Annotated in this window: 14 protein-coding genes; 10 read left to right on the top strand and 4 right to left on the bottom strand. The window is 46.4% G+C overall.

What is annotated here, in order from left to right; all coding sequences use genetic code 11:
• Positions 1 to 22 precede the first annotated feature (22 nt).
• The 7 genes from DW800_RS10415 (at position 23) to DW800_RS10445 (ending at position 10732) form a co-directional block, all read left to right on the top strand.
• Positions 23 to 1345, top strand: coding sequence for an MFS transporter (locus DW800_RS10415; RefSeq protein WP_005824972.1), 1323 nt, complete (start codon positions 23 to 25; stop codon positions 1343 to 1345).
• 48 nt (positions 1346 to 1393) lie between these two features.
• Complete coding sequence (locus DW800_RS10420; RefSeq protein ID WP_005834674.1) at positions 1394 to 2635, top strand: exo-beta-N-acetylmuramidase NamZ domain-containing protein; 1242 nt, start codon at positions 1394 to 1396, stop codon at positions 2633 to 2635.
• A 176-nt stretch (positions 2636 to 2811) separates the two neighbouring features.
• Positions 2812 to 5772, top strand: coding sequence for an FAD-binding and (Fe-S)-binding domain-containing protein (locus DW800_RS10425; RefSeq protein WP_119958035.1), 2961 nt, complete (start codon positions 2812 to 2814; stop codon positions 5770 to 5772).
• A gap of 33 nt (positions 5773 to 5805) precedes the next feature.
• Positions 5806 to 6990: an acyltransferase family protein gene (locus tag DW800_RS10430; RefSeq protein ID WP_119958036.1), complete on the top strand. Its 1185-nt coding sequence runs from the start codon at positions 5806 to 5808 to the stop codon at positions 6988 to 6990.
• A 129-nt stretch (positions 6991 to 7119) separates the two neighbouring features.
• Entirely contained in the window at positions 7120 to 7959 is an 840-nt protein-coding gene (locus tag DW800_RS10435) for a BadF/BadG/BcrA/BcrD ATPase family protein (protein WP_005824980.1), read from the top strand.
• A gap of 39 nt (positions 7960 to 7998) precedes the next feature.
• Positions 7999 to 8808: an N-acetylmuramic acid 6-phosphate etherase gene (gene murQ, locus DW800_RS10440; protein WP_005824981.1), complete on the top strand. Its 810-nt coding sequence runs from the start codon at positions 7999 to 8001 to the stop codon at positions 8806 to 8808.
• Positions 8809 to 8836: 28 nt separating this feature from the next.
• Positions 8837 to 10732, top strand: coding sequence for a serine hydrolase (locus tag DW800_RS10445; protein ID WP_117703871.1), 1896 nt, complete (start codon positions 8837 to 8839; stop codon positions 10730 to 10732).
• Between the two features lie 142 nt (positions 10733 to 10874).
• Here the strand turns inward: DW800_RS10445 and DW800_RS10450 are convergent, their stop codons facing one another.
• The 3 genes from DW800_RS10450 to DW800_RS10460 all read right to left on the bottom strand — a co-directional run bounded on the left by DW800_RS10450 (position 10875) and on the right by DW800_RS10460 (position 14900).
• Complete coding sequence (locus DW800_RS10450) at positions 10875 to 11519, bottom strand: FKBP-type peptidyl-prolyl cis-trans isomerase (RefSeq protein ID WP_044469135.1); 645 nt, start codon at positions 11517 to 11519, stop codon at positions 10875 to 10877.
• A gap of 68 nt (positions 11520 to 11587) precedes the next feature.
• Positions 11588 to 13129, bottom strand: a complete 1542-nt coding sequence (locus DW800_RS10455; RefSeq protein WP_005824984.1) for a glycine--tRNA ligase — start codon at positions 13127 to 13129, stop codon at positions 11588 to 11590.
• A gap of 244 nt (positions 13130 to 13373) precedes the next feature.
• Positions 13374 to 14900 (bottom strand): MutS-related protein, encoded by a 1527-nt coding sequence (locus DW800_RS10460; RefSeq protein WP_119958037.1) that lies wholly within the window; start codon positions 14898 to 14900, stop codon positions 13374 to 13376.
• A gap of 138 nt (positions 14901 to 15038) precedes the next feature.
• Here DW800_RS10460 and DW800_RS10465 point away from each other — a divergent pair, with 138 nt between their 5' ends.
• A complete protein-coding gene (locus DW800_RS10465) occupies positions 15039 to 16139 on the top strand; it encodes a glycoside hydrolase family 43 protein (RefSeq protein WP_119958038.1) in 1101 nt (366 codons plus the stop codon).
• Positions 16140 to 16220: 81 nt separating this feature from the next.
• On the opposite strand, the gene DW800_RS10470 is transcribed toward DW800_RS10465, so the two are convergent.
• On the bottom strand, positions 16221 to 18218 hold the full coding sequence (locus DW800_RS10470) for a glycoside hydrolase family 2 protein (RefSeq protein ID WP_119958039.1): 1998 nt from the start codon (positions 18216 to 18218) through the stop codon (positions 16221 to 16223).
• Between the two features lie 244 nt (positions 18219 to 18462).
• Here DW800_RS10470 and DW800_RS10475 point away from each other — a divergent pair, with 244 nt between their 5' ends.
• Positions 18463 to 22473: a hybrid sensor histidine kinase/response regulator transcription factor gene (locus tag DW800_RS10475; RefSeq protein WP_119958040.1), complete on the top strand. Its 4011-nt coding sequence runs from the start codon at positions 18463 to 18465 to the stop codon at positions 22471 to 22473.
• A 127-nt stretch (positions 22474 to 22600) separates the two neighbouring features.
• Positions 22601 to 25777, top strand: coding sequence for a SusC/RagA family TonB-linked outer membrane protein (locus tag DW800_RS10480; RefSeq protein ID WP_035447031.1), 3177 nt, complete (start codon positions 22601 to 22603; stop codon positions 25775 to 25777).
• Positions 25778 to 25807 lie beyond the last annotated feature (30 nt).

The following is a 25807-nucleotide window of genomic DNA, read 5'->3' on the forward strand; positions in this document are numbered from 1 at the left end:
TAGAACACAATAAATCAATATCATGAACCATACAAAAAACATATCGCCATGGGCATGGGTACCCACCTTGTACTTTGCACAAGGCATTCCATATTTTATCGTAAACAACATCTCCGTGATGATGTTTACCAAAATGGGCGTACCGAACGGAGAAATGGCCTTGTTCACAAGCCTGCTCTATCTGCCATGGACTATCAAACCCTTCTGGAGCCCGTTTGTCGACATCATCAAGACCAAAAGATGGTGGACCCTTTCCATGCAGATTCTGATGTCTGTGGCATTCATCCTGCTGACGCTGTCCATTCCACGGCCGGACGAGGCGACTATGGCGGCCGGAACAACCCCCATCAGCATGTTCAGCATCACGCTGATGCTGTTCATCATCACGGCTTTTGCCTCTGCCACACACGACATTGCCGCCGACGGCTTCTACATGCTGGCACTGAAACAGAGTGACCAGGCAGCCTTCGTTGGCATCCGAAGCACGTTTTACCGGCTCGCCTCTATCTTCGGACAAGGCGTGCTCGTAGCCATTGCCGGCGCCATCGAACTAAGAACCGAAAACATTCCGCTGTCATGGACCATCACGATGCTGGTTACAGCCGTTCTGTTCAGCCTGGTGACGTTCTATCACCTCTTTGCAGTCCCCAAACCCACCTCAGATAAGTCAACACTGGCTGCCGATGCCGCCACTGCAGGAGCTATATTCAGAGAATTCGGACGAACATTCGCCACCTATTTTACCAAACCGGGCGCATTGCTGGCCATCGTGTTCATGTTGCTGTACCGCCTGCCTGAAGCATTCCTCATCAAAATGTGTATGCCTTTCCTGGTTGCCTCCAAAGAATCGGGAGGTCTGGAACTATCGACAGCAGAAGTAGGTATCGTATACGGCACCATCGGAGTCATATTCCTCACCCTGGGCGGTATCCTCGGAGGATTGTTCGCATCACGCATTGGCTTGAAAAAATCCATCTGGTGGATGGCAGGATGCATGACTCTGCCATGCCTGACGTTTGTCTATCTTGCCATTGCCCAGCCCGACAATCTGTTTGCTATCTCAACCGCCATCGCCATCGAGCAATTTGGCTACGGCTTCGGTTTCACGGCCTACATGCTCTACATGATGTACTTCTCCGAAGGTGAATTCAAAACATCCCACTATGCCATCTGTACCGCATTCATGGCACTAAGCATGATGATACCAGGTATGTTTGCGGGATATATCCAGGAGGCTATCGGATATACGGACTTCTTCTGGTTGGTAATGATATGCTGTTTCGCCACGGTTGTTGTCACCATTTTTGCAGACAGAAGGATAGACCCGGAATATGGAAAAAAATGATTAATGGTTAATGATTAATGTTTTGTGAGTAATATTTAGTGATTGGTTATGAAGAGGACTATTATTATATCCTTGCTCTGCCTCCTTTGCGGAGGTGCGATGCAAGCACAGAAGATCAGAATAAAGACCGGTATCGAGGTACTGAAAGAACAGAATTTCCGATGCCTGGAAGGTAAGCGTGTAGGATTGATTACCAACCCGACGGGGGTGGACAACCGGATGAGGTCCACCATTGACATCCTGCACGAGGCGCCCAACGTGAACCTTGTGGCACTCTACGGCCCCGAACACGGCGTGCGCGGCGATGTGCACGCAGGCGACCATGTGACGGACATCAAAGACGCGACTACCGGACTGCCCGTCTATTCGCTTTACGGAAAGACCCGCAAGGCCACGCCGGACATGCTGAAAGATGTGGATGTATTAGTGTATGATATCCAAGACATCGGTTGCCGTTCCTTTACCTACATCAGCACCATGGGACTGGCCATGGAAGCCGCTGCCGAAAACGGCAAGGAATTCATTGTGCTGGACCGGCCCAATCCCGTAGGCGGATTGAAGATTGAAGGCAACTTGGTTGAAGATGATTGCATTTCTTTTGTAAGCCAGTTTAAAATTCCGTACCTTTACGCCCTCACTTGCGGTGAGCTGGCACTGATGCTCAATGGCGAGAAGATGTTGAAGGATGGGGAACAATGTAATCTCCACATAGTGAAGATGAAAGGCTGGAAACGCAAGATGGATTATACCCAAACCGGACTGCAATGGGTTCCCTCCTCTCCACACATTCCACATCCTCATTCTGCATTCTTCTACCCCGTCAGCGGCATTCTGGGCGAACTAGGATATATGTCTATCGGCGTGGGGTATACCATTCCGTTCCAGATGTTTGCCGCACCATGGATGGAAGCGGAAAAGCTGGCCGGAAACCTGAACCGTCTGAACGTACCGGGGGTCATCTTCAGACCGATGTACCTAAAGCCGTTCTATAGTGTAGGCAAAGGCGAGTTGCTGCAAGGTGTGCAAGTGCACATCATGGATTTCGGCAAAGCACCGTTGAGCGACCTGCAATTCCTGGTCATGCAGGAAGTCGCCGCCCTCTATCCTGACCGTGCCGTGTTTGACCATGCCGACAAGGGACGTTTCAACATGTTCGACAAAGTAAGCGGTTCGCGGCAGATACGCGAGCGCTTCTCGAAACGGAACCGTTGGGAGGACATACGCGACTACTGGTATAAAGATGCCGAAGACTTCCGTAAGTTGTCGAAAAAGTATTATTTATATAAATAAATTTACAGATAAATAAGGAAGGGAAAAGAGCCTGATACGGAGACTATTTCAGTCGTATACAGAACCACATTCAGTCGTATACTTAAATATATTCAGTATACGACTGAATGTACCCCCTCGTAAGACACGTTTACAGAGCACTTTGAAGCGAAGTGATGCAATAAAAAAAAGTGAACATGAAAGAGCATAGTTACATGGCTTTCCTGCAGGAAGCAAAACAATTCATTCCGCAGGAAAGGATTTACACCGACGAACTTCGCCGGCTGGCTTGGGGTACGGATGCCGGTTTTTACCGACTGATTCCCCAGATTGTAATCCGTTCGAAAGACGAAGATGAAGTTTCACAACTGTTGAAACTGGCGAGCCGCCACGGGCTGCCCGTCACCTTCCGAGCGGCAGGGACCAGTTTGTCGGGCCAAGCCATTAGTGACTCCATCCTCATCGTAGCCGGTAAGAATTGGGAAAAATACAGCATATCCGCCGACTACGAACAGATAACCCTCCAACCGGGCATCATCGGACAACGTGTGAACGAACTGTTGGCTCCCTACGGCCGTAAGTTTGCACCGGACCCCGCCTCGGTGAAAAGCGCCATGGTAGGCGGTATTGTCATGAACAATGCTTCCGGCATGAACTGCGGTACGCACGCCAATAGCGACAAGGTGCTTGTTTCCGCCCGTATCATCCTAATGGACGGTACCCTGCTGGATACCGGAAATCCCGTCAGCCGCGCCTCCTTCGAAGTGAGTCACCGTGACTTCATTCGCCGCATCTGCGAACTGCGCGATGAAATACGTACCAACGAAAAACTGGCCGAACGCATCCGTTACAAATATTCCATCAAAAATGTAACCGGGCTCAATCTGTTGCCCTTCGTCCGTTTCGACGACCCATTCGAAATCATTGCCCACCTCATGGTAGGTTCCGAAGGTACACTGGCGTTCCTTTCGGAAGTGACGATGAAGACTGAATATGATTATCCCTACAAGGCCAGCGCTATGCTCTACTTCAAGACCATCAAAGAAGCGAGCCGCGCTGTGGTAGCCATGAAGAAGCTGGTCGACGAAACCGGCGAATGGACAGTAAAAGGGGCTGAAATGCTAGACTATAAGAGCCTTTCTTCCGTCAACGACCCCGTATTCCTAAAATACAAAGGCGAAGTTGCCTCCTCTGCCCTCCCCGGCGTGGAGCCCGGCGACGAAACCGGGTTGACAGCAGTGCTGACCGAAACCAAAGCCCGTACCCCGGAAGAACTGCAACAGAACATATCTGCCATTGAAGCTTGCCTGCAAGCCTTCACCACCTATATTCCGGTACGCTTCACCGACCGTCCGGAGGAATATTCCAAATACTGGGCCATCCGTTCCGGCATCTTCCCCTCTGTGGGAGGTACGCGCCAGCCGGGAACCACTTGCCTCATCGAAGACATCGCCTTCCACATTGAAGACCTTCCGGAGGCAACGGCAGAACTGCAACAGCTCATAGCCCGCCACGGATATAATGACGCCTGCATCTACGGCCATGCTCTCGAAGGCAACTACCACTTCATCATCAACCAGTCCTTCAGTACCCAAGCGGAAGTGAAACGCTACGAAGACTTGATGAATGACATCAAGACCTTGGTAGTAGATAAATATGACGGTTCCCTGAAAGCCGAGCATGGCACGGGCCGGAATATGGCTCCCTTTGTCTGCCATGAATGGGGAGATGACGCCTACAAAGCCATGAAAGCCGTCAAAGAGCTGTTTGACCCACAAGGATTGCTAAACCCCGGTGTCATTTTCAATGATGACCCGCAATGCCATATCAAGAACTTCAAGCCGCTGCCTTTATTAGTGATGAGTGACAAGAGACAAGCTACGTCACTCGTAGCTGACAAATGCATTGAGTGCGGTTTCTGCGAAGTCAACTGTCTCTCCTGCGGCTTTACCCTTTCCTCGCGCCAGCGTATCGTGTTGCAGCGCGAAATATCCCGGCTGAAACAAAGCGGCGAGGACCCGACACGCCTTGCACTGCTCGAAAAACAATACCGCTATCCCGGCAACCAGACTTGTGCCGGAGACGGCCTCTGCTCCATGTCGTGCCCGATGGGTATCAATACGGGCGACCTTACCCATATAATCCGCCAGGAAGCATTACCCAAAGGCAGTCTGGGATACAAAGCCGGAGACTTTGTCGCCAATCATTTCGCTGGTGTCAAGAGTGCACTGCGTCCCGTATTGTCCTTAGCCAACTTCGGACATTCACTATTAGGGACAAAGGCGATGAGCGGCATTACCAAGGGGCTGCACAATGCATTAGGCATACCTCTATGGACGCCGGCTATGCCGAAAAGTTATCAGTTACAAGCTACGGAGTTACAAGCTACAAGCACTATGCAGCATAATAGCGCAGCACTTGTAGCTCGTAGCTCTGTAACTCGTAACTACAAAGTCGTCTACTTCCCCAGCTGCATCAACCAGACTATGGGTCTGGCAAAGAAGTCTCCCGTAGAGCAGCCATTGGTAAATAAAATGGTGTCCTTGTTGCAAAAAGCCGGTTACGAAATCATCTTCCCGAAAGATATGGACAAGCTTTGCTGTGGCACCATTTGGGAAAGTAAAGGGATGCTGGACATTGCCGATCGCAAGACAGCCGAACTGGAGGCCGCACTTTGGGAAGCCAGCGAACAAGGCAAATACCCCGTCCTCTGTGACCAAAGCCCTTGTCTGCACCGCATGCGCGAATGTATCAAGAAGATGAAACTGTATGAACCTGCAGAATTCATCTATACATTCTTACGTGAGAAGCTGATTTTCACACCTATTAACCGCCCCGTAGCAATCCACATCACCTGCTCCATGCGGAAAATGGGACTGGCAGATACCATTATAGCCCTTGCACGCCTTTGCTCCAGTAAAGTCATCGTGCCGGAAGAAGTAGGTTGCTGCGGTTTTGCCGGAGACCGGGGATTCACCTATCCTGAGCTGAACTCGTACGCCCTACGCAAACTCCGCCCGCAAATAGAAGCGTCCGGAGTGAATATAGGCTACTCTAACAGCCGTACTTGTGAAATCGGATTGACAACAAACTCAGGTATCCCCTATGTATCCATTGCCTATCTGGTAGACGAATGTACAAAGGCAGCTGATAATTAGGATTGATAATTAACTTAACACACAAATATTACAATGAACAGTACAAAAGCAAGTAAACGCATCCTTGCACTCGACATTCTCCGTGGTGTCACCATCGCAGGTATGATTATGGTAAACAACCCCGGTTCGTGGGGACATATCTATGCCCCCTTGCGGCATGCAGAGTGGAACGGTCTGACCCCCACCGACCTCGTCTTTCCCTTCTTCATGTTTATCATGGGAATTTCCACATACATTTCCCTGAAGAAATACAACTTCGAGTTCAGCCACGCCGCCGGCATGAAGATACTGAAACGCACCATCGTCATTTTCCTTATAGGCATGGCTATCGGCTGGTTCTCGCGTTTCTGCTATTACTGGGCCTCCGCTCCGGACGACCTCAGTTTCGGAGAGAAGCTATGGGCTTCCGTCTGGACATTCGACCGTATCCGTATTCTGGGTGTCATGCAACGGCTGGCCCTTTGCTACGGAGCAGCCTCCATCATTGCACTAACCATGAAGCATAAACATATACCTTATCTGATAGCCGGCCTATTGACAGGCTACTTCATACTGTTGATGTGCGGCAACGGTTTCGCCTATAATGAAACAAACATTCTTTCCGTGGTAGACCGTGCCATCCTGACCCCTGCACACATGTACAAGGATAACGGCATAGATCCCGAAGGTTTGTTAAGCACCATTCCTGCCATTGCACATGTGTTGCTGGGCTTCTGTGTAGGGCGGCTGATGCTGGATGGCAACAAGTCGGAAGACCGTGCCTCATTTCTCAATTCGCAGCTTATCACACTGTTTCTGGTAGGTGTTATCCTTACTTTCTCCGGTTTCCTGCTAAGCTACGGTTGCCCCATCAACAAGAAAATATGGTCTCCTACCTACGTACTCGTCACTTGCGGACTGGCATCCAGTTTTCTGGCATTGCTTATCTGGATTATTGATGTGAAAGGCTATAAGAAGTGGAGCATGTTTTTCGAGGCATTCGGTGTGAATCCGCTGTTCATGTATGTATTGGGCGGCGTACTTAGCATACTTTTCGGTAGTATCAGTTTCCCGTGGGGAGACAGCAGCATCAGCATACACGGATTCTTATACAATATAGTCCTCATGCCCGTTTTCGGTGAAACCGCCGGTTCCCTTGCCTTTGCCCTGCTGTTTATCGCCATTAACTGGTGTATCGGCTACCAGTTGTACAAACGAAAAATATATATCAAAATATAAGGATTAGGGGTTAGTGATTAAGGATTAGTGATTAATACGTTGCCTATAATTAAAAAACAGTATCACCTACCATTAATCACTAATCCTTAATCACTAACCCCTAATCCCTAATCATTAAACATTATTTATATGATTCTAATAGCAGACAGTGGCTCTACAAAGACCGATTGGTGTGTTGTAGAGAATGGAGTACTTCTCCAACAGATATTCACGAAAGGGACGAACCCTTTCTTTCAGTCGGAAGAGGAAATCAGTAATGAAATAGCAACAGCGCTATTACCTCAGCTGAAGACAAGTGAGCTGGATGCCGTATACTTTTATGGTGCAGGATGCGGATTTCCCGACAAGATAAGTATGGTGCACCGTGCCATAACCAAACACCTCAGTGTGAAAAATGAAGTGGAAGTCAATACCGATATGCTGGCTGCCGCACGTGGCCTCTGCGGACATGACTCAGGCATTGCCTGCATCATGGGGACCGGCTCCAACTCATGTTATTATGACGGAAAAAGCATTGTCACCAATGTATCTCCTCTGGGATTCATCTTGGGAGACGAAGGCAGCGGAGCCTGCTTGGGCAAACTGTTGGTAGGCGATATCTTGAAAAATCAGATGACACCCGAGCTGAAAGAGAAATTCCTCAAACAGTTCGACCTGACACCTGCTGATATCATCGACCGTGTCTACCGTAAACCTTTCCCCAACCGTTTCCTGGCAAGCTTGTCACCATTTCTTGCACAGAATCTGGGTGAACCTTGTGTACGCGCTCTGGTACTGAACAGCTTTAAGGCATTCCTTAAACGCAATGTCATGCAATATGAAGACTATCAGCATCAAAAAGTACATTTCATCGGTTCCGTAGCCTTCTATTACAAGGAAGTTCTGGCAGAAGCTGCCAAAGAAATGGGTATCCAACTGGGTGCAATCATCAAGAGCCCCATGGAAGGACTCATCAAATATCACAACTGAAAGTGACAAATCGTAAATCGTCAAATAGTAAATAGCCTTATGTTCGTAAAAATCTCAGAGCAACCATCGCTCTACAATGACTTGGAAAAGAAATCAGTCCGTGAAATTCTGGAAGACATCAATACCGAAGACCAGAAAGTGGCGCTTGCCGTACAGAGGGCAATCCCTCAAATAGAAAAGTTGGTAACCCAGATTGTGCCCCGCATGAAACAAGGCGGACGCATCTTCTACATGGGTGCGGGTACCAGTGGACGTCTGGGCGTACTCGACGCTTCGGAAATTCCACCGACTTTCGGTATGCCCCCCACGCTGGTTATCGGCTTGATTGCCGGTGGTGACACTGCATTGAGAAATCCGGTAGAGAATGCCGAAGATGACATTCACCGCGGTTGGGAAGAACTGACGGAACGCAATATTACAGATAAGGATACGGTCATCGGTATTGCTGCATCCGGTACCACCCCCTACGTGATTGGTGCCATGCACGAGGCACGCGAACACGGCATACTGACCGGCTGTATCACCAGCAACCCGGACTCTCCAATGGCAGCAGAGGCAGATGTAGCCATCGAAATGATTGTAGGACCTGAATATGTGACGGGAAGCTCACGCATGAAATCGGGAACAGGACAGAAAATGATACTGAATATGATTACCACTTCCGTCATGATACAGTTGGGACGCGTGAAAGGCAACAAAATGGTGAATATGCAACTCAGTAACAAAAAGCTTGTGGACCGTGGTACCCGTATGATTGTAGAGGAACTCGGACTGGACTATGGCAAAGCCAAGGCGCTGCTGTTGATGCACGGTTCGGTGAAAAAGGCAGTGGATGCGTACCGGATTTAGCTATTACTCACTCTTAAATTCCTTTATTATGAAAGCAATATATTTTTTTCTCTTTTCTCTTTGTCTGCAAGCCGCCACCGCGCAACCCTTGCAACGCGTAGCCCCTGAACAAGTGGGAATGGACTCACGCAAGTTGATGTATGCTGACGAAGCGATTGAAACAGCCATCTCCAACAAGGATATTCCCGGTGCCGTACTTGCTGTAGTACGTAACGGCAAGATGGCCTATCTGAAAGCTTACGGCAACAAGCGTATTTATCCCAATGTGGAGCCTATGACTGCCAATACTATCTTTGATATGGCATCTTGCAGCAAATCCATGTCGACCGCCGTATGTACGATGATACTGGCAGAACGCGGCAAGCTCCGTATGCTGGACCCCGTCAGCCTCTACATACCCCATTTCAAGAATTGGGAAAGCGAAGACGGCAAAGAGAAAAAGGTAATCCGCATTGCCGATTTGATGACACACACTTCCGGTCTTCCTCCCTATGCACCGGTAGCCGAGCTAGAAAAGCAGTACGGTTCTCCCAATCCTGATGGGCTTATGGAATATATTGCTACTTGTAAACGCGACTTCAAGCCGCAGACTGATTTTCAATACAGTTGCCTCAACTTCATCACTTTGCAGCACATTATCGAGACTATAAGCGGACAGAGCCTGCGTGACTTTGCACGTGAAAACCTATTTGATGTACTCGGCATGGAGCATACCGACTATCTGCCTTGCCAACGTGATAAGGATGGTAACTGGATTACGATAGTTGACAAAGGAACGAGAAAACAAGGACACAAGGAAAACAACGTAGCCAATTCTCAATTTTCAATTCGCAATTCTCAATTGAATAACATTGCCCCCACTGAAAAGCAACCTAATGGACAAGTTCTCTGCGGACAAGTTCATGACCCGCTGGCACGTGTCATGAACGGAGGTATCAGCGGTAATGCAGGAGTATTCTCTTGTGCTGATGATATTGCCATACTCTGCGCAGCCCTGCAAAACGGAGGTGAATGGAACGGACGCCGCATCCTGAGTCCGCTGGGTGTAAAAGCCATGCGTACTGTGCCACGCACTACCGCCAGTCTGGGACGCACTCTCGGTTGGGATAATTTTACAGCCTATGCCTCCAACAATGGAGATTTGTTTGGTCCTAATACCTATGGGCATACCGGCTACACGGGTACCTCCATCATTATCGATCCGGACAATGACACTTCCGTCATACTCCTTATCAACGCCGTACATCCGGAAGACGGACACAGCGTAGTTCGCCTGCGTTCATTGGTTGCCAACGCTGTAGCGGCTTCCATCTACCCCATTCCGCGTATTTATACAGACCATTACTACAAACGTTTCCTACAGTTTATGGATGAGCCTGCCATTACAAGCAAGGACATCGTCATGCTTGGCAATAGCCTGACTGAAGGTGGCGGTGACTGGTCTGCCCGTCTTGGTAAGAAGAATGTACGTAATCGCGGCATCATCGGTGATGAAGTGATGGGTATCTATGACCGCCTGCATCAGATACTTCCCGGACATCCCGCCAAGCTGTTCCTGCTTATCGGAGTCAATGACATTTCCCATGACTTGGCACCAGACAGTATTGTAGACATGATTCGCATGACGGTGGAACGCATCCGGAAAGAATCTCCCGACACAAAACTCTACCTACAAAGCCTACTCCCTTTCAATGAAAGTCTCGGCCGATACAAAAAACTGACTGGAAAGACAGATATGGTTCCTGAAATCAACTCCCGCCTGGAGGCGTTTGCCAAAGAGGAAGGCATTGCCTATATCAATCTTTTTCCACTATTTACAGAGAAGGGAACAAATGTACTACGCAGTGAGTTGACCGGCGACGGACTGCATTTGAATGAGGATGGATACAAAATCTGGGTAAAGGCCATTAAGAAGAAAATATAAAACGAACCAGCCTCCGAACGTCTGCCACTACCAACAGGCTAAAAAAGACATCCCTCCATTAATCAAATTCCCCCTGCCATAGACATCTATAGCAGGGGGAATTCTTATATTCGGGGCGTTTCGGCACACACCCTCTTTTATCTCATTCGGCAAAGCTAACCAGTTGCAAGTCAAACGTCAGCAGAGAGCCTCCGGGGATTGTATTTGTAGAATAAGGAGCAGTATAATCATTTATACCATATCCGCTTTGATAAGGAATATACAACATCCACCGCTCACCCATCCGCATAAGCTGCAAGGCAGCTGTCCAACCGGCAACGACACCCGAAACTTCAAAATCCACGAATGAATCAAAAACCGTAGGTTCTTTTACCGGAGGAATAGGTATATCGCGGTCAATAGCACTATAACCGTCAAAGCAACCGTCGAATTCTTCGCCGTTCACATAAGTCCCATAATAATAAGCATTCACCTTTGAATGATACCCCGTATACAACGGGCGTTCACCCGTCTCATTCTTCACAAGCTTCTTGCAATAGACATACTGAGCACCTTCAGAAGTGCTTGCAGTCGTCTGTATGGCATATAGTTTCCCGAGTTCCATAGCATCGGCCTGCTCTGCTGTGGCGACATAATTCTCGCCAGTCAGCCTTTTTATCGAGTCAACAAAAGCCTCGCCGCGTTCTCTCCAATTATCATACTTTCCAGCCTCTTCCACTTCTTCACAAGAGATAAAAGCACCCACCAGCAACAGCAAGAAAGGCAAAAACAAAAGGGACTTTTTCATTTACTATTTTACTATTTTACTATTTACTATTTCAGTTTGTTCACGCACCGGTCTATTCCATAACCGCTTTATTGCAAGGTTTTCAGCAACGATGTGATGCTTACACGGTCTGCAATAATATTATTCAGTTCAGAGATAGCCACGCGCTCTTGCTGCATGGTGTCACGATTACGCAGTGTCACACAGTTATCTTCCAAAGTCTGATGATCCACGGTGACACAGTACGGAGTACCAATGGCATCCTGGCGGCGGTAACGCTTACCAATAGAATCTTTCTCATCATACTGACAATGGAAGTGGAACTTCAGATTGTCAATGATTTCGCGCGCTTTTTCGGGCAGACCATCTTTCTTTACCAACGGCATTACGGCCAGTTTCACCGGTGCCAGTGCAGCAGGCAACTTCAAGACAACACGGGATTCACCGCTATCCAACGTCTCTTCACAGTAGGAAGCCGACATGATGCTAAGGAACATGCGGTCTACACCGATACTAGTCTCGATGACATACGGGGTATAGCTTTCGTTGGTTTCCGGATCGAAATACTTGATGTTCTTGCCGGAGAACTTCTCATGCTGGGACAAGTCGAAATTTGTACGGCTGTGAATACCCTCTACTTCCTTGAAACCGAAAGGCATCAAGAACTCAATGTCTGTAGCAGCATTAGCGTAGTGGGCCAGTTTGTCGTGGTCGTGATAACGGTAATGGTCATCACCGAAGCCCAGCGCCTTGTGCCATTTCAGGCGAGTAGCCTTCCAACTCTTGAACCAGTCAAGCTCTGTACCCGGCTTCACAAAGAACTGCATTTCCATCTGCTCGAACTCGCGCATACGGAAGATGAACTGGCGGGCTACAATTTCGTTACGGAAAGCCTTACCAATCTGGGCGATACCGAAAGGAATCTTCATGCGACCGGTTTTCTGTACATTAAGGTAATTTACGAAGATACCTTGTGCCGTTTCCGGGCGAAGGTATATCTTCATGGCACCATCGGCGGTAGAGCCCATTTCAGTTGAGAACATCAGATTGAACTGGCGTACCTCTGTCCAGTTCTTTGTGCCACTGATAGGGCAAACGATTTCTTCGTCAAGGATAATCTGACGGAGTTCGTCCAGATTATTATCGTTCAAAGCCTTGGAAAAACGTTCATGCAAGGCATCACGCTTGGCCTGGTGTTCCAGCACACGACCGTTGGTACTGCGGAACTGAGCCTCATCGAAAGCCTCACCAAAACGCTTGGCAGCTTTGGCCACTTCTTTGTTTATCTTGTCATCGTACTTAGCAAGCTGGTCTTCTATCAACACATCGGCACGATAACGTTTCTTGGAATCGCGGTTGTCAATCAAAGGGTCATTGAAAGCATCTACGTGTCCGCTGGCTTTCCAGATGGTGGGGTGCATAAAGATTGCTGAGTCGATACCGACAATATTTTCGTGCAGTAGCACCATACTCTGCCACCAGTATTGCTTGATGTTATTTTTCAGTTCCACACCCATCTGACCATAGTCATACACAGCTCCCAGTCCATCATAAATCTCGCTGGAAGGGAACACAAAACCATATTCCTTACAGTGTGATACGAGTTTCTTAAAAACGTCTTCTTGTGCCATTTTCTGTTGTATCTAAATTAATTTGAATCTTATTTTCAGCTAAAAAGCGCCACAAAGATAGGGATTTATATCGTAAGTAGGACACAGAGGGTATTAATTTATCTTATTCCACCTTTTGAACGGACGCACCGAAGCATAAAATTACAATTTCCTATTGGTAGGATACGAGCGTTTCTACACTTGAAAATAGATACAAGCAAAATACTTACCCTCATTACTTCCACCTACAAGAAGACATTAAATATTACATTTCACCCTTTCCAACCAGCCGATATGCTTCCCTGACCACTTCCTGCGGATAGCCGCACATCTCGATAATCCGGATGGCATTACGTTCCGTCACCGGTCCCGGCTTCAACTTATAATCAAAAGACAATGTATTGTCGGCAACACACTCACAAAAATGAAACAATTCATATTCGTCCTCAAGTAAGGAAGCCAGTTCGACATCGTGAGTGGAAGCAAACACAATACTGTTCTTGTGCGCCAAAGCAGACAGCACAGCTTTGGCTATAGCTATCCGTTCCACCGTATTCGTCCCCTTGAACAACTCGTCCAGCAGGAAAAACCGCCAACACTCCTTTCCGGCTTCCAGCATCTCTCGAACAATTTGCACCTCCTGCAGAAAGAAACTTTTTCCTTCCATCAGACTATCCTCCAGATGGATAGCAGAATATAATGCAGCATCCATAGGAAAACGGAAACTGCGGGCAAAACAAGTATGGAGCACTTGTGCGGAAAGCAGATTAAGTCCGATGGCACGGATAAAAGTTGTCTTACCGGACATATTGGAGCCGGTAACAAGGACAGATTTGCCACAGAGTGTAATGTCATTAGGGATACAACGTTCTATAAGCGGATGATAAAGCCCTTCTGCATGAAATGTTTCACCCTCGCTGCAAGCTTCCGGTAAAACATAATAGGGCAGCCCATCCCGGAGTTCGGAAACAGAGCAAAGCACATCCACCAGTCCGAAATAGCGGAAAACCTCTTCAATCTGTTCCTGTCTACCCTGCAATAGAAAGAAAGCCTTGGAAACCGGAATAACTTCCCGCAGAAAAAACACATTCACTATCTCGGTGAAGAAATAAGCGAAAATGGCGATGTCGCTCTCCAGTCTGATACTGAAACGGAAAGTGGAAAGTTTCTTTCGCAACGGATGCAATGCCTGCAAAGTCTTTTGGATATCCCGATGCACGGATGCACACAACGGAATCTGTGCCAACTTCTCCGCTTGCCTGAGCAATTGCCATAACTGAGGAATGGAAAAGAAATAGCCCTGAATCCGCGTCTTGCTGCGATAGTGCAGTACCATGTTCACCAATACCGATGTGCACAAAATCCCCAGAACATAAAGCGAAGACGTAATGTAAACTATTCCCAACAAAACAAAAGGCGCGAATTGCAAGATAGTCAGCAAACGATAAAAGCGGCGGGAATACACGGGATGGGAAATGGAGAACAGCGATGCAATGGTACAAGCATCCGGCGTATCCAGTTTCCGCAACTCCGACCGGATTCCTGCACGCAACTCCTTGTCGGCAGAAAGCTTGCGAATCACCTCCTCTTGTTCCGAAATCTCCGAAAGACGGTTGTAATGCAACACGTCGTAAAGGTACTGTCGGCCCACACAAGAAGAAGTACGGTCAGCCCATTCGAAAAAATCATCCAGATTGAGGTCATCCCAGGTTTTCTGCGACACCAAATGTTCTGTCTCCCTCGCCGACCGGTACTCGTGGTATAGCGATATATCCGAAAATGACTGTTCCATCAAAGAATTATTTGGAATGATGCACAAAAATAATGAAAAGATTGCATTCTATCTAATTTCCTTGCCGCTTTCCCTATATTATGTTTACTTTGCGGATACAAACACTTTTCATTACTTCACCATTAAAATTATAACAAGATGAAACACACTTTTTTCACATTGACACTGTTTTTACTGGCCTTGCTGTCAATATCATGCGGAAACAAGAAAGTAGCATATCAGAATCCTCTGCCCATGGCCTTCGGAGACCCATTCCTGCTGAAAGCTTCCGACGGCAAATACTATATGTACGGAACGGGCGGAGTATCGAACGGTTTTAAAGTATACTCCTCCGATGACCTGGTGACATGGACAGACGAGGGTCCCATCTATCAAGGCGGCACCTCCGACTCATGGGCCACCGACTGTTTCTGGGCACCCGAAGTGTATGAACGGGACGGCAAATACTACCTATGGTTCAGCGCCAACTGGAAGGAAAATCCCACTAAGGAGCAAGAGAACTTCCGTATCGGTGTAGCCGTAGCCGATAAGCCTACCGGTCCTTTCAAAGACCTGTTCAACCAACCGGTATTCGACCCCGGCTATCCTATCATCGACGCAAACATACTCTTTGACGATGCTTCCGGAAAGACCTACCTCTACTACTCCCGCTGCTGCTACAAACATGCCGTTGAAAGCGAAGTTTCAGCATGGGCTAAAGAAAAGGGCTGGTTTGACGAGATTGAGGAAAGTTGGATTTACGGCGTGGAACTGAAACCAGATTTCTCCGGTATCATCGGAGAACCGGTAGCACTGCTTTGCCCGCCCCAGACAATGGACGACCCTCAAGCGGAATGGGAGAACCGCTCGGTGACTTCACATGAAGTCAACAGACGCTGGACAGAAGGTTCGTATATCGTGAAGCACAAAAATCTTTACTATATGCTGTACTCTGCAAACTTTTTCGGAGGGAAAAATTATGCGGTGGGTTATGCTACCTCCCAGAACCCCTTAGGACCATTCACAAAAGCTGCCAACAATCCGGTGCTGCAAAAGGATACAGAGCAAGGCGGCATCGTGACCGGAACCGGGCATTGTATGCTCATCGATATTCACAACCGCCTCTACTGTGTCTATCATGGACGCACCGAAACCACTGGTGACGAACGAATGGTATTCATCGACCTCATAGACATCCAACCAGACGGGAAACTGGTAGTCCACGGACCGAATACGGATTTACAGAAAATCACATATTAAAGCTATCAGGCGCAGACTGTACAGCATTTCACGGTTCATTATTCCCCGTGGCTCTCCTATACATTCCGCGCCTGATGAAAATTAAAAAGGACATATCCATACACAACAATCCGCTCCATATTTGTTCCTAACTTCAATTCTATTTTCACCGGTATCCAATACAATGCCTTTCCATTCCAGTACATTTACGGAATCAGGTTTTGCAGTCCCATATGCTTTGCCATTGATATACAATTTGGCAGCTCCGCTATTGCTGAATACTTGCACATCAACGGTTTTGCGGGTTCTGTTTACCAATCGTTTTCCTGCGATATATACAAACTTATCTTCTTGATTCCAGTTTGCCTTATAAAAGTAAAAGGCATCTTTCTTTATTTTCCGGTCGTAAGTCACCAGCCCCTTATCGTTGCGTCCCATAATGGATCCCTCCCTACGGCCTGCCGCCGAAAAGTCGAACATGCACCAGATGAAGTTGCACCACAAGAATTCGCGTTCCTGAAGCTGTTTCCAATTCTCCACATGATAATAAGTCTGCCAGTTTTCGGGATGCCATTGCCCCCACGGTTCCGGATGCCTCAGCGAGTCCTCCTGCTGGAATACGCATGCCCCGGCACCATACTCGCTGATGCCCATCTTCCGCTCCGGATGTGCTGCATGCTCGCGGTCTATCCAGCGCCCCATGTCATCCATGTTGTCGCCATACCAGCCGAAATACTTGTTGAAAGCAATCAAGTCGGTGAATCCGTTGAAGTCGTCATCCTGATTACTGGCTCCCATAGTGGGACGGCTCGGGTCCAACTGACGGGCCAAAGCATGAAGCTCTGCCGCCATACGCGAAGGACGGTCCAGCCAACCGGAATTTATCTCATTGAACAGCCCCCAGAACAAAATGCAGGGGTGATTGTAGTTCTGTAAAATCAGTTCCTTCAATTGCAGGCGCAAGTTTTCATCATAAGCAGGATTATTCACATAAACATTGACAAAAGGAATCTCAGCCCATGCCACCAGTCCCCGCTTGTCCATCTGTTGATGCATGTATTTGGCTTGCGGATAGTGACAAAGACGCACGGCATTGCATCCCATTTCCTGCATCAAGTCCAAATCTTCATCATGGTCTTGCGGATAAAATGCCGAAGCGCGTTCTGCCCTATCCTGATGCCGGTTCACGCCATTCAAGCGATAAGGCTTTCCATTCAGGAAGAAACCTTTCTCCGCATCGGCATGAAAGTAGCGGAAACCTATCTCTTCTTCGCGGCGGTCTATCTCTTTTCCATCCTTACGCAATATCACCACTCCTTTATATAAATAGGGATTCTTCACTCCATCCCACAAATGAGGCCTTTCAAGCACTATGTCCATCATCACCTTTTTATCCTCACCCACCTCTGCACTGGCAACACGGCAAAGCAACTTTTCCTTGTCATATAGTCGAAACTCCACCTCGCAACCGGTCACAGTAGTTTCCCTTGCCGAAAGCAGTGCTTCAATTTTCAAATGGGCCTTTTTCTCCGATACATCGGACTGAGTGAAGAATACACCTGAAGAGGCATAATAAGCAGGTTCTATGCAGACATCCTCCGTCACCAGCAGTTCCACCCCCCGATACAACCCACCAAACATATTGAAGTCGCCGCAAATGGGAGCGACATCCATAGTCTGAGCATTGCTGACACGAATTTCCAATACACTTTCTGTTCCCGGGACCAGGAAATCAGTCAATTCTGCCGCAAATGCCGTATAACCACCCTTATGTTGCATCACAAAATGATGGTCGATAAAAATGTCGGCAACCGTCTGTGCAGCCATCACTTTCAAGAAAAAACGTTTGCCCCGATAATGGGCAGGAACAGACAACTTACGACTGTAATTGCATAATCCCCTATAATAATCGGCATTGCCAAACATGCCATCGCCCGCATTCCAAGTGTGAGGCAAAGTAACCTTCACTATTTCCGAAGCAGGTGCCTGAAAACCCCGGTGGAAATTCCATCCTTCATTCAGTGGAATCACCTCTACGGCAAATACACATGTTGACAATATTCCCAAAGAGAATAAAAATAAAATGATGAATCTGTTCATTTTCGATAAAGTATTAGAAGGTTAATCATATTGGCAGGAACCAGTCCTTCCCTGCAAAGGTATGAAATAAATGTTGAATAATAAATGAGAAAAACACTTCAAGACACGCAAGACAACAAACGGATGGCATGTTTAAGACTTATACGACCGCGATGCAACATTACAGACCTATTAATGCAACATATTTACGTTTATTTAAATAAGATATTGCTATCTTTGAGAATTCAATTTCAGATTATATAGTATGTCTTTTACAAACTATTTACACAAATTAGTGTTCCCCCTCATTATTCTGTTACTGGCTTATCTGCCGTTAGCAGGACAAACTCCGTATGTATTTCGCCATCTGAAAGTAGAAAACGGGCTTTCAAACAATAACGTAAAAACCATATTGAAAGACTGTGAAGGCTTTTTATGGATAGGGACCGCCAATGGATTGAACCGATACGACGGATATAGCTTTAAAGTGTATCAACCCAAAGAAAAAGACATCCATTCTTTATTGTCTAACGACATCTGGAACTTACAGGAAGACGGTTTGGGCAATTTGTGGATTGGAAGCGAGGCAAGATATTGTATATACGACCGAGACAAAGACAACTTCATTACCGATATTCCCTCATACCTCCTTAAAATAGGCATCCAGATAAATGGTACCTACAAAGTACATGTTGACAAAAGACACAATTTATGGGTACTGCAAGGCCAAAATGCTTTTTACTTCAATTTTTTTCATAAAACCCTTAAAACATTCAAAATAGAAAACTTTCCAGAAGAAACTCCGGAACTGAGTATCAGCGATGATGGTGAAAACCTATATCTTCTTTGGAATTCGACCTTATTGAAACTAGAGAACAACGCAAAGAAATGTAAACGGGTAGATAACATCAGCTTACCCTCCAACTCTATTATCGAAAAGCACATATACATTGATTATCATGGAGGCATCTGGCTATATTCATATACCGATGAACAAATATTCTATAAGAAAAACATAAAATCGGAATGGAACCAAATCAATCTCCATTCCAAAATAGAGACAAAAAGTAATGCGGTAAGGAGCATACTGGATGACTCGAACGGACATGTCTGGATAGGAACGGACCATAAAGGAGTATTCATTTATGACTACGTAAATGATAACCTTGTCAACCTCCTGAATACCCCTATGTCTTCCACATCCCTTGCTTCCAACAGAATAAATACAATCTACCGTGATGATTCAGGCGTCATTTGGTTAGGAAATTTCAAAAAAGGAGTTTCTTATTATCACGAAAGCTTCCATGAATTTATTGATACCCAGCATAAAGAATGCGGTGATATAGCCTCCATTTTAGAGGATAAGGCCGGAAACATTTGGCTGGGAACAGATGGGAACGGACTTTATGTAAAAGAAAAGCAAAAAGGATTTGCCATTCGCAAACTATCCATCCCCGACATAGCCATCATCAGTCTTCTCGAAGACCATAAAGGACGGATTTGGGCAGGAAGTTATCAAGACGGATTGTTCTGCTATGAGAACAACAGTATTCGCCATTTTACTCCAGAGAACAGCCAACTGCCATACAGTGGCGTATGGAGTATGAAGGAAGACCGATATGGAAACTTATGGATAGGTTATGTACTGGAAACTTTGGTTTGTTTTAATCCGGACGCAAATACTGCGACAAGTTATCTACTACCTGATGGGAATAATATCAATGTACTCAATATCTGTTATGACTATGGAGACAAAATGTATATCGGGACTACATACGGACTCTGTGTAATGGACATCGTGACGAGAAAACCCGAAATGATTTATGCCAATCGAAAAGAGACACAGCCATTCAAGCAGCTCTTCATTTCCACTGTATTCAAGGACGACAGAGATATATTGTGGTTAGCCCATAAACAAGGATTGACTGCCTGGGACTTAAAAAATGATTCACTACACTGGTTCGACGTAAACAACGGATTGTGTGACAATCTCATTAACAGTATAACCCAAGACAATCATGGTAACATGTGGCTTGCAACAAGTAACGGATTGTCTATATTGGAAGTAACCCCAGACACCCAGGAAGGAGTAGACTTTTCTTTCAAGAATCTTTCTACCAGAGACGGATTGCCAGAAAATCATTTCAACTCCCATTCCGCTTGTAAATTGTCCAGCGGAGATTTACTGCTGGGAGGCACCAGTGGCTATACATCTATAAATCCGAACAAGCTGACCGAAAAGAGCCGACCGCTGGCAAAGGTGTATTTTACAAATCTGACCATTGGCAATCAACATATAGAAGTAGACTCAATATATGAAGGGCGTAAACTATTAACAACTGTACTTGGCAGAACCCCATCATTGTCTGTCAGATATGACGATTATTTAATCTCCATCGAATTTGCCGCAGGCGATTTGCTGAATGCTGATAAAATAAGATATGCCTATAAACTGGAAGGATTAAATACCCAATGGTACTATACAAACGAGAACAAAGTAGCTTTCACCACCCTTCCTCCTGGCAATTACAAACTATTGATTAAAGCTTGTAACAGTGACGGTATATGGAATGACGAAGCTAGTGAGTTGAATATAACCGTTTCATCTCCAATATATTTATGTAATGTTGCTATCATCTTATACATATTGTTTGCCATTGGTATAATATCCTATGTAATATACCGATTCAAAAAGCATCACAACATAAGACTGGAGCAACAACGAGCAAAACTGGAGCAAGAACAAAAGTTGCTCCTGAATGAGATGAAGCTAAAGTTCTTTACAAATATAAGCCATGATTTACGTACACCACTGACGCTTATCATTAGCCCGTTACAAATGTTATTGTCAGAAACCCTGGATGACGGAATACGCAAAAAACTAAATACAATCAATAAAAATGCACAACAATTACTTACATCGATAAACTCTCTGCTTGATTTCCGGAAACTGGATGTAGGAGCCGAGACAGCTCATTACAAATCGGGAGATATTGTCAACTTTATCCGCGAGATTTGCAGTACTTTTCAAGAGTATGCTCTTGACCATACCATCAGCTTCTGTTTCATGTGCGAAGTAGAAAACCTGAACATGTCCTTCGATCCGGTTAAAATAAAAAAAGTAATGAACAACTTGTTGTCCAATGCCTTCAAATACACTCCTGATAAAGGAGAAATCAATGTACATCTTTATCGCGAAGATGACAATGTATGCATCTGTGTGGCAGACAACGGACAAGGTATCATAGACAAAGACAAGAAACATATCTTCGAACGTTTTTATCAGGTGCAACAAACTTCGGAAAAAACCGGCAGTGGAATCGGCCTGCATATTGCAAACGAATATGTACATCTACACAAAGGAACAATCTCCGTTACAGACAATTTTCCTAAAGGTTCCGTATTTACCGTTAAATTGCCTATCGTCACATATGCCAGTGAAAAGGAGGAATTACTTCCGGAACTGCTAAACAATGACAAAGCTCCGAATGAACTTCCCGTTCCAAATGCGGAAGAATTGCGGTATACCATCTTGTTGGTGGACGACAACAAGGATTTCTGTAGTTTCATGTCTGAATACCTGTCCGATGAATACGCCATACAGGTTGCCTACAATGGAGCAGAGGCATTGAAGATATTAGAAAAAAACAGTGTCAATATTGTAATAAGCGACATCATGATGCCAGTGATGAATGGAACAGAGCTATGTCGGCAAATCAAAACAAACATGCAATGGTCCCACATTCCCGTTATATTGCTTACAGCCCGTATGGCAGAAGAATACAAAAGTGAAGGATTTGAGCAAGGAGCCGATGACTATATCGTAAAGCCTTTTGACTTCAAATTACTAAAGCTGCGCATCAGGAAATTTATTGAATGGACAGAAAAAAGCCATCGTAAATTCAGTCAGAAAATAGAAGTGACACCTAATGAAATAACAATCACTCCACTAGACGAACAATTTATTGAAAAAGCTATCAAAATAGTAGAAGAGCGCATGAGTGATTCCGACTTCTCTGTGGAAATGTTAGGAGCAGAATTGGGGTTGAGTCGTAGCCATCTCTACAAAAAGCTGATGTGTATCACCGGTAAAGGTCCGGCAGAATTCATCCGGATTATCCGTTTGAAGCGCAGTAAGCAACTTCTAAAGGAAAGCCAGAAACAAATTGCAGAAATTGCCTATGAGGTGGGATTCAGTTCTCCAAAAAGGTTCACTGTAAACTTCAAGAATGAATTTGGAATATCACCATCTGATTACATCCGCAGTCTAAAATGATAACTTGAAACATAAAGGTACACTATTTAAAACATAACAAGCCTACATTATTGCCAAAACAGTTCATATTTGCAGTGACTTTCAAATCAGTCATTTCTTATATTTTTAAATCTTAAATTAAAGTATTATGAAGTTACGCGCAAATGTACGTCCACAATGGCAATGGGCAAAATTAAAGCAATTGCTTGCCATTGTGCTGATGTTTTGGGGTACAATCTCCATGTACGGACAAAGTAAAATGATTTCCGGTATCGTTCAGTCAGAATCGGACGGTGAACCACTTGTAGGAGCCACCGTTATAGTAAAAGAGACCAAAGCCGGTGGTACCACCGACCTCAACGGACGTTATTCCGTCCAAGCAGGACAAGGGCAGACTTTGATTGTTTCCTACATCGGCTACCGTTCCAAAGAAATAAAGGTCGGAAAAAACAGCCGTATAGACGTGCAATTACAAGAGGACAACGAAATGTTGGACGAAGTAGTAGTTGTAGGTTACGGTACGATGAAACGCAGTGACTTGACCGGTTCCGTGGTCAGCGTGACGGGTGACGAACTGAAAAAATCCGTAGTCACCTCGCTCGACCAAGCTTTGCAAGGACGCGCCGCCGGTGTACAAGTAACGCAGAACTCCGGTACTCCGGGTGGCGGTATCTCCGTCAGTATCCGTGGCATCAACTCCCTGAACGGCAACGAACCGCTCTACGTCATCGACGGTGTAGCCATATCGGGTAACAATAACGGTAACAGTAGTGTACTCAGTTCCATCAACCCATCGGACATCGTATCTATGGAGGTTTTGAAGGACGCTTCTGCCACTGCCATCTACGGTAGCCGCGCCTCCAATGGTGTGGTACTTATCACTACCCGTCAGGGCGAAACGGGCAAGACCAAAGTTTCCTACGAAGGTTACTATGCCCTCCAGCAACTTCCCAAGAAGTTGAAAACATTGTCGCTTCCCGAATATGCCGTTTATCAGAACCTCCGCGCTGCCACAATCGGTTTCGGTGAACGCGAGGAGTTTAAAGATCCCACACTCCTTGGTGAAGGAACCAATTGGCAGGACGAAATCTTCCGCACAGCACCGATGCACAACCATCAAATAAACATTTCCGGCGGTTCGCAAAACATGAAATACTCCTTATCGGGCGGTTACCTGCAACAAGACGGTATCGTGTTCGGTTCCGATTTCGAACGTTTCTCTTTCCGTGTCAACATGGACAACGATATTAACAAATGGCTCACTACCGGCTTGCGTGCTTCAGTGGCACGTACCAAACAAACCAACAGCGTAGACGGTTCGGGTGCCATCTATAATGCCCTGAACCAGCTTCCCGAGGTACCCGCCCGCAATCCGGACGGAAGTTTCGGTATGCAGACGGAGAATATGTATGGAACTTACTTCTCCAATCCCCTCTCCGACCTTATCCAAAACGAAAACTACAGCCGCAGTACACAGGTTTACGTCAATGCTTTTGCTGACATCAAATTATGGAAAGGATTGGTGTTCCGCACAGAGTATGCAGCCAACTACAACTACAACACCGGTTATCGGTTCACTCCTTCCTACGACTATGAATTCTTCAAACAACAATCTTCGGCAAGCCGCTCGGCAGGTAACGGAAGTAACTGGACTTTGAAGACCTACCTTACTTACAATGGTACTTTCGGCAAGCACAACGTTTCGGTCATGGCCGGTCACGAAGCGCAAGAAAACAACTGGGAATCTTTGGACGGAAGCCGTACCAACTTCCTCTTCAACTCGGTTCACGAATTGAATGCCGGAGACGCCACTACCGCCAAAGCCAACAGCTCACGCGGTTCATCCGCCATCGAGTCTTACTTCGGCCGTCTGAACTATAACTTTGCCGACCGCTACTTGCTGACCGCCACCCTCCGTGCCGATGGTTCTTCATCCTTTGCCAAGGAAAGCCGCTGGGGTTGGTTTCCCTCTGTAGCATTGGCATGGAAAGTCAACAACGAAGCCTTCCTTAAAGACGTGGAAGCCATCAACTCCCTAAAACTTCGCTTAGGGTGGGGTGTGGTAGGTAACCAATGGGCAGGCTCTTATGCCTACGGTGTAACCATGGCTTCGGCAGCTTCCATCTGGGGAACCGGATTCTATGCCGGAAACTACCCCAACCGTAGCTTGAAATGGGAAGAAACCAACTCCTATAACATCGGCCTAGACCTCGCCCTCTTCGACAACCGCGTGGAATTGATTGCCGACGCTTATTACAAGAAGACCGACAACCTCTTGATGCAAGCCTCATTGCCCACCTATGTAAGTGGACTCATCGGTGCACCGTGGGTCAACGCCGGTGCCATGACCAACAAGGGTGTGGAATTTACACTGAATACACGCAACATCCTGACCCACGACTTTACCTGGACTTCCGGACTCACCTTCTCCATCAACCGCAACGAAGTAACAAAACTCTACTCCGAGTCATCGGCAATCTCGGGCATCAACGGAAATGAAACGCTGACCTACACTATGGTGGGCGAACCGGTCGGGCAGTTCTACGGTTATAAAGTCATCGGTATGTTCAAAGAAGAGAGCGACTTCTACAAGAAAGATGCTGACGGCAACTTCCAGCTCGACGAAGCGGGCAATCGCATACGTATAGCAATTCCCAAGGGTCAACAAATAAGCAAAAATGGTATCTGGGTAGGTGACTACATTTACGAAGACCTTCACGAAGATGGTGTAATCGATGAAAAAGACCGTACATTCTTGGGTAATCCAGCTCCTAAGTTCACCTTCGGATTCAACAACTATTTCGCATATAAAGGATTCGACCTCAACATCTTCCTTAACGGTTCGGTAGGTAATAAAGCCGTCAACCTAATCCGCCGCACGTTTACCGACCCCATGCGAAACAGCAACTTGCTGAAAGAAGCCACCGACATTGCTTTGATTGGAATGCACGACCCCGAAGTGGGCGATGAAGAGCTCTCCAACGTCTATATCGTCAATGCCGACCGAGCCAAAGTACAGCGTGTCACCACCAGTAGCGCCAATGACAACAACCGTATCTCCAGCCGTTTTATCGAAGATGCCTCTTATCTCCGTATAAAGAACATCTCATTGGGTTATACATTCCCCCGAAAGTGGCTGCGCCATTTACAAATAGACAATATACGGCTCTACGTCAATATTCAGAACCTTTGCACCATCAGTGGCTACAAAGGATACGACCCTGAAATAGGCGCATTGAATTACAATGTCCTCTTGCGGGGTGTGGACGATGCCCGTTACCCCTCTCAGCGTATCTATACGTTCGGACTTAATTTTAATTTTTAATGAGTTTGGCAAATATCACTAAAAAAGACA

The sequence above is a fragment of the Bacteroides sp. AM32-11AC genome (genome assembly GCF_003603515.1).
Classification (GTDB): Bacteria; Bacteroidota; Bacteroidia; order Bacteroidales; family Bacteroidaceae; genus Bacteroides; species Bacteroides uniformis.